Raw genomic sequence first — 7,362 nt, forward strand, 5'->3', positions numbered from 1 at the left:
GGACGACCACAGGTCGTGGTCGATGCGGCGAAAGAGGTCCACGGCCTCGGGGTTCCACACCCACCAGAGGTTGTGGGCGATCTCCAGGAGAGGGGCGAGCCGCTCCGGTAGCCGCGGGATCACCGAGAAGGTTCGGATCTGCATGGGAGGTGTCCTTTCTCGTGAAAACGCGTCAGGGGTTCCGGCGGAGCACCAGGGCGCACCGGCTCGGCAGGTAGACCCGGATGCCCAGGTGCCCCCCCGGGAGCGGGTGGGTCAGGAACCGCTGCCCCGGGGCCACCCGGCCCGGCCCGGCGAACTGGGGCTCGTCGGTGTCCAAAACGAGGTCGTAGGCCCCCGGCGGCACCTCGACCGGGTACTCCGCCACCGACCGGGTGGGGTGGAAGTTGAACAGGAAGTAGCACCGCCCCCGGGCCCAGGCGAGCACCTTGTCCTCGGCCCGGAGCGCCAGGAGCCGGGGCTCGTCCCGGCCCAGGAACCCCTCGTCCCGGGCCAGGGCGATCATGGCCCGGTCGAACTCCCCCAGCCCGTGGTAGCGAAGATCGGGGTCGTCGGCCAGGCTCCACTGCCGGCGGGCGTGCCGGTACGACCAGGCGTTCCCCTCGCGGGGAAAGTCCACCCACTCGGGGTGGCCGAACTCGTTGCCCATGAAGGTCAGGTACCCGTGCCCGGCCGTGGCCAGGGTGGCCAGCCGGATCATCTTGTGAAGGGCCACGCCCCGTTCCACCGCCAGGTTCGCCTGCGACCGGTGCATGTGGTCGTACATGGCCGCGTCGATCAACTCGAAAATCAGGCTCTTCCCCCCCACCAGCGCCTGGTCGTGGCTCTCGGCGTAGCTCACCACCCGCTCCTCGGGCCGGCGGTTGTTGAGCTCGTGCCAGAGCCAACCCAGGTCCCAGGCCTCGTCGGGCACCTCCCGCACCAACCGGAACCAGCAGTCCGGCACCCCCATGGCCAGGCGGTAGCCGAACCCCGCCCCGCCCTGCCCCACCGGGGCGCACAGGCCCGGCATGCCGCTCACGTCCTCGGCCACCGTGATCGCGTCGGGCCGCACCTGGTGGATCACCCGGTTCGCCAGGGCCAGATAGGCGTACGCGTCCTCGTCCACGTCCGGCCCGAAGTACTCCCCATAGGACCCGAACGCGTGGCCCAGGCCGTGGTGGAGGTAGAGCATGCTCGTGACCCCGTCGAACCGAAACCCGTCCACCCGGTACTCGTCGAGCCAGAAGCGGCAGTTCGACAACAGGAAGTGAAGAACCTCGGGCTTGCCGTAGTCGAACAGCAGCGAGTCCCACACCGGATGCTCGCCCCGGGGCCCGTCGTGGAAGTACTGGTACCGGGTGCCGTCGAACCGGCCGAGGCCCTCGTTCTCGTTTTTCACGGCATGGGAGTGCACCAGGTCCATGATCACCCGAAGCCCCAGGCGGTGGGCCTCGTCCACGAGGGATTTCAGATCCTCCGGGGTCCCGAACCGGCTCGAGGCCGCGAAAAAGCTCGACACGTGGTACCCGAACGACCCGTAGTAGGGGTGCTCGGCCACGGCCATGAGCTGCACGGTGTTGTACCCGAGACGAACGATGCGCGGCAGGACGTGGTCGCGGAACTCGGCGTAGGTGCCGATGCCCTCCCGTTCCTGGGCCATGCCCACGTGGGCCTCGTAGATGAGGGGGGCCTCCCGGGCCGGAGGGGCCTCGTGCCGCCACCGGTAGGGCTCGGCCGGGGCCCACACCTGGGCGCTGAACAGCCGGGTCTCCGGGTCCTGGACCACCCGCCGGGCCCAGGCCGGGATCCGCTCCCCCGAACCCCCGGGCCAGTACACCTTGAGCTTGTAATGCTGGCCGTGGGCGAGTCCGTCGGCCGGAAGGGTGAGTTCCCACCGGCCGTGGGCGTCGAGCCGACGGAGCCGGTAGCGTTCGTCCTCCCGCCACCCGGTGGCGTCGCCCACGAGGTAGATGGCCTCGGCCGCGGGCGCCCACTCGGCGAACCGCCAACCTTCCGGGGTCCGGTGGAGCCCGAAATACTCGTGGCCGCTCGCGAAATCGGCCAGCCGCGTCCGACCGCGGGTCAGGCGGCGCTCCCACCGGCGGATGCGCTCTCGCCGGGCCTCGATCGCGTCGCGGTAGGGCTCGAGGAGGGGGTCCCCCCAGGGAAACCGGCGAACCGCCATGGCTACCCCACCAGGGGACGGGCCAGCATCCGCTCGTAGAGCTCGATGTAGCGCCTGGCCGTCTCCGAGTGGGTGAACCGGCCGGCGGCCTCGGCCATGATCCGCCGCACCTCCCGGAACCGCACGGCGGGGGGCAGCCGGTAAAAGTCCATGGCCCGGTCGACCGCCCACCGGAGCCCCGGCGGGTCGTACACCTCGAACCGGAACCCGTTGCCTTGGCCCCGGGCCGGGTCGAGGGGCTCCACGGTGTCGTGGAGTCCACCGGTGTCGTGGACCACGGGCAGGGCGCCGTAAATCATGCCGACCATCTGGGGGAGTCCGCAGGGCTCGAACTTCGACGGCATCAGGACGAAGTCGGCCGCGGCGTACCCGAGCCGGGAGAGGTCCTCCCGGAAGGGGTGCACGGCCACCCGGCCCTGAAGCCCGTGGAAGGCGACGATGTCGGAGAACACCCGGGCGTAGGGCCCGTTGGCCACGAAGGCCACCTGTAGCCCGTCGTGCCAGTAGGCCGATACGATCTCGTAGAGCACGTGGGCCAGAAGGTCGCATCCCTTCTGCACCGGGTCGAGGCGCGAGGGCCAGAAGAAAAGCGGCACGTCGGGGTTCACCTCGAGGCCCAGGGTGCGCTGGAACGCGAGCTTGTTCTCCCGCTTCCCGTCGGGGTGGCGTTCGGGCCCGTACCGGGACACCAACGCCTCGTCCCGCACCGGGTTGTACGTGGGGTCCGGTGCGTTCAGGATGCCCTCGGCGCACCCGGCGTCGTACTTGGCGCGGATCTCCCGGCGGACGGGGTCGGGGACGAAGTCGTGCCGCCCCTCCACGATCTCCCGCAGGAACGTTGGGCTCACCGTGTTGATGAAGTGGGAGGCGAAGATCCCGCTCGTCAGGAGGTCCACCGGGATCGAGTTCCGGGTCTCCTCGTAGGACCCCGGCATCCGGACGTAGTAGAGGTTCATCCAGAACTCGGCCGCGTCGATCCCCAGGTCCTCGATCTGGGCCAGGGTGGCCTCCCGGGTGTGGATGTTGTGCACGGTGAACAGGCTCGGGATCCCGAGCCGCCGGGCGTGGGCCGGCACGAGCCCGGTCATCCAGTCGTTGCAGTGCACGAGGTCGGGCCGCACCCGGGGCAGGATGTTGTTGATCACCTCCCGCTGGAACACGAGGGCGAGCTTCAGGTTCTCGGTCTGGTAATCGCTGTACACCGAGTCCCGGTAGTAGAAGATGCGGTCCTCGGCCAGGTGGACCCGGTCCTCCGGCAGCTTGCTGAGGTACGTCCGAAGCTCCTCGCTGATGAACCGACCGATGTCGATGTGGAAGAGCTGCCGGTAGTGGGGCAGGGCCACGTGCACATCGGCCCCCAGATCGAAGAGCGCCGCCACCAGGGAGGCCGACACGTCGGCCAGTCCCCCGGCCTTGGCGGTCAGGCGGTTCGACAGGTTTCCCATGCCCTCCGGAAGATACGTGATCTCCGGGGTCACGATGAGGATCCGGGGCTTTCGCCGCCTCATCCCTCACCCCCGGGCTTGGCCGGCCCGATCATCGCAGATCCAGCACGCTGTTCAACGTGCCGAACTCGTTGGGAACCCAGTGGGGGTTCTCGGGATCTACGCACCACACCCCGTTCACGACGAACTTGTACTCGTACCGGCCGGGTTCGAGAAGCACCTGCCGGACGTACTCCCCCTGGCCGGTGCGGTCCCGCAACACGGTCTTGTCCGGGTCCCAGCCGTTGAAGGTCCCGGCCACGCAGACCCGGCTCCCGGGTTCGGCCCGAAACGAGAACCGAACCCTTCGCCGTCCCGTTTTACTCCGGGTTTTCTTTGCCATCAGCTCTTTCTCCTCCCAATGGAATGGATACCCGTGGTCCTCGGTCTTCCTCCCCGGGCGGCGGTCCTCCCCACCGGGCCGCCCCCGACGGGGGCGCAGCCCGCACCGGCGAGCCATCAACCTATCCCCTGCCGTCCAGGACCGCAAGTACCCGCACGAACTCCGAGGCGCCCCAGGCTTGGGCCCCGCAGCCCCGCTGGGCATGGGGGGCGTCGCCGTCGAGGATCTCCGGCACGTGCCCGACGCACCCCCCTTCCACCAGCCCGGCCACGGCCCCCAGGAGGGCCCGGGCCTCCCCGCGCGCCTCTTCCCCGTACACCCGCCACAGGGCCTCGGCGTAGAGCGGAAACGGCCAGGTCCAGGCCGTGCCGTTGTGGTAGGCGGGCTTTCGGGCCGTGTCCTCGGGCCCCTCGTACCGGCCCTGGTACGGGCGATGGGGGTCGCCCAGGACCCGCCCCAGGTGTTCGATCGTCAACGGCACCCCCAGCGGCCGATCCGCGAGGCTCCGGATGGCGCCGGGCACCAGGAGTTCCTGGCAGTTCTCGAGCACCCTCCGGCACCCCGTTGGCTCGTCGTAGAGCCCCAGGGTGAGGGCCAGGAGCTGGTTGGGCCGCAGGTGGTCGTCGGCCGTGGCCTCGGCCGGGGGGGTGCCCGGGGGCCCGTGGAGGCAGTCGGACAGGAACCCGAGGTCGTCCCGGAAGAAGAGGGCCCGAAACGCGTCCCGCACCCGGTCCGCCACCCCGGCCCACCGGGCGTCCCCGGTGGCCTCGGCCAGCACCCGGAGCCCCCGGTGCCACAGGGCCTGGATCTCCACCGGGTACCCCTCCCGGGGCGTGCCCGCCGGGTGGTTCGTGTCCATCCAGGTGAAATGGGCCGGGCTGAACACGAGCCCGGTGGCCGGATCGGCCCGCACCCCGTTGGGGGTGCCCGAGAGGTAGTGTTCGGCGATGGAGCGGGCCACGTCCCGGAGGGTCCGGCCCCCGCAGTCCTCGTCCCACACCGCCCCGCCCAACACCTCGGCGACCTCCCCGGCCACCACGAGGAGCCAGAGGGGGGCGTCGGACGTGTCCCGGTTCGAGGTGTCGGCGCCCCGGATCATGTTGGGGATCGTCCCCCGGTCCTCGAACCGGGCGAAGCTCAGGAGGATCTCGAGGGCTTCCTCCCCGAACCCGGCGGCCACGGCGCCCCGGAGGAAAATGAGGGTGTCCCGGCCCCAGTCCAGGAACCAGGGGTATCCCGCGATCACGGTGAGCCCCCCGTCCCGGTGGACCAAGAACGCGTCGAGGGCCGCCCGAAGAGCCGCGGGGAGCGGGACCCGGTCCCCCCGGGGACGCCGGACCCGCATCCGGGGCGCCGGGGCCGGGAACTCCCGGCCGGTCCGGATCTCGGCCTGCACCAACGCCCGCTCGCCCCCGGCCAATCGAAGCCGCAGGTATCCCGGGCTGAAGGCGTCGGAGAGGGGGTCGATGCCCCGGGAGGCCTCCCAGGGGTGGTGGATCCCGTAGATCCACTCCGGCTCGGGCACGAACTCCCCGGGCATGGCCGCCACCACGAGGCGCCGCGCCGGGTCGGGGGCGAACTCGAAGCCGGCCGGGAACGGCCGCACGGCCTTGGGCCACACCTTCTCGGGGCCGGCGTAGGCCTTGGTGTGGCCGTGGTTGGTGCGGTCCTCCACGTCGGGCCGGAGGATGAGGCGCACCGGCTCGTCGTCGGGCAGGACGTCCGGGCCCTCCCCGGCCGCCTGGCGGTGGAACTCGGCCTGCACCCGGTTCTCATCGGGGGCGATGCGCAGGACCGCGTCGAGCACGACCCGGCGGCCCATGCCGCAGGGCACCGAGAACCTCCACCGGGCCGCGCCGTCGGGATCCACGCCGAACCGCTCGGTGCACCCGGCGCCCAGGGCCTGGCTGTACCCCCGGTAGACCACCCATCCCCGCATCCGTTTCAGCATGACGTGGCGGTCCACCGGCCGGTCCGGGTCGAGGTTTCCGGCCAGCCACGCGTCGTAGAGGCTTTCCACCTCCCCCCATTCGGCCCGCACCTGGGCCATGGCCCCCCGGGCGTTCGCCAGGAGCGCGTACCGGCCCCGGATCGAAGCGCCCTCGAACCCCATCCGCACCCACGGCTCCGCCGTGCCCAGCAGGAGCACCGGCGCCTCCACCGCCTTCGCGCCCTCCGTCTCGTACACCCGCAGGGCCAGGCCGACCCCCTGGGCCTCCTCGGGCCGGATCCCGGGCACCACGACGGCGAACTGCCCCCCTCCCGGGAGCGGCAGGGAGTCCTCCCGGGCCAGGGTCCGGTCCCCCATCCGAAGGTCGGCCCGGAACCGGCTCTCCGCCGTGACGAGGAGCACGGCACCCGGGGGCACCGGCACCCGCCGCCGGGCGTCGGCCGGCCACCTCCAGCGCACCACCGGCGGCCATCTCCGGCCCGCGATCCGGGCCGAGGCCCCGGCCGGGTCCCGGCCGAGCTCCTCGGCCAGGGCGTCGAGGTCGTCGAGCACGGCGTCCTCCCGGCCGAACCACCGGGCCAGATCCAGCACCTTGGCCCGGAGCCGCTGCCGCCGCACCGGCTCGAGGAACCCCGGGGGCTCGGCTAGGGCCTGCTCCACGGCCTCCAGGTCGGCCGGGCGGGCCGTGAGGCACACGACCTGGCCGGGGTCGAGGGCGAGGCCGGGGCCGGCCGCCGTGGGCTCGGGGACCCATTCACGGCCCGTGAGGAGGTCCCGGAGGGGCGGCTCCCCCGGGGTGGCCCCGGGATCCCAGGCCACCCGGGCGGGCTCGCCCGGATTCAGGTTCGCGGCCACCAGCAGGGGGAACCGGCCGTCCCGGTCCTCGCGCCGGACCGCCAGCACGTTTCCCGGCCCGCGGGTCACGAGCTGGATTCTCGCGCCGGGCAGGAACGACGGGTGGACCTCGTGGATCGCGTGGAGCCGGGCGATCCAATCCACCAGGTTCGGCTGGGCGCCCCAAGCGAGGTCGGAGGCGCCGTGGACGTCGAGCTTCTCGGTGGCGAGCCACTCCACCCCGCAGGTGATGCCGAACGCGCCCCGGCGGCTCAGGAGCGCGGTGAGGGCGGTGCGCAGCCGGGCGAAGGCCTCGGAGGTGGCGGCGAGCCGGTTGTTGTCGTGGGTCTCGGCGTAGTGGACCAGGAGGCCTCGGGCCTGGGCGATCCGCTCGGCCTCGGGCAGATACCACTCGATCTGGCCCCGGTCGTAGTTCTGGAAAAGCTCCGAGTAGGCCCAGTCGAGCCCCGCGTCCGCGAGCAGGGCCTCGGTGGTGGCCACGGGCCCTCCCAGCCCCTCGAGCAGGAACACGGTGTCCGGGTACTCCTGGCGTACCCGGGCCACGATGTAGCGCCACACCTCC

General features: G+C 71.9%; 5 protein-coding genes. All 5 read right to left on the bottom strand.

Annotated features, from left to right (window positions below; all coding sequences use genetic code 11):
* A partial coding sequence (locus tag ACY0I8_RS14575) for a DUF3417 domain-containing protein (protein ID WP_461395338.1) occupies positions 1-144 on the bottom strand: 144 nt, incomplete at its 3' end.
* A 28-nt stretch (positions 145-172) separates the two neighbouring features.
* Positions 173-2,167, bottom strand: a complete 1,995-nt coding sequence (locus tag ACY0I8_RS14580) for a 1,4-alpha-glucan-branching protein (RefSeq protein ID WP_459941936.1) — start codon at positions 2,165-2,167, stop codon at positions 173-175.
* A gap of 2 nt (positions 2,168-2,169) precedes the next feature.
* Positions 2,170-3,675: a glycogen synthase gene (locus tag ACY0I8_RS14585; protein ID WP_459941935.1), complete on the bottom strand. Its 1,506-nt coding sequence runs from the start codon at positions 3,673-3,675 to the stop codon at positions 2,170-2,172.
* 28 nt (positions 3,676-3,703) lie between these two features.
* Entirely contained in the window at positions 3,704-3,994 is a 291-nt protein-coding gene (locus ACY0I8_RS14590) for a glycogen-binding domain-containing protein (protein ID WP_459941934.1), read from the bottom strand.
* A gap of 121 nt (positions 3,995-4,115) precedes the next feature.
* The coding region (locus ACY0I8_RS14595; protein ID WP_461395337.1) for an amylo-alpha-1,6-glucosidase at positions 4,116-7,362 on the bottom strand (3,247 nt) is incomplete at its 5' end.

The sequence above is a fragment of the Deferrisoma sp. genome (assembly GCF_054681715.1).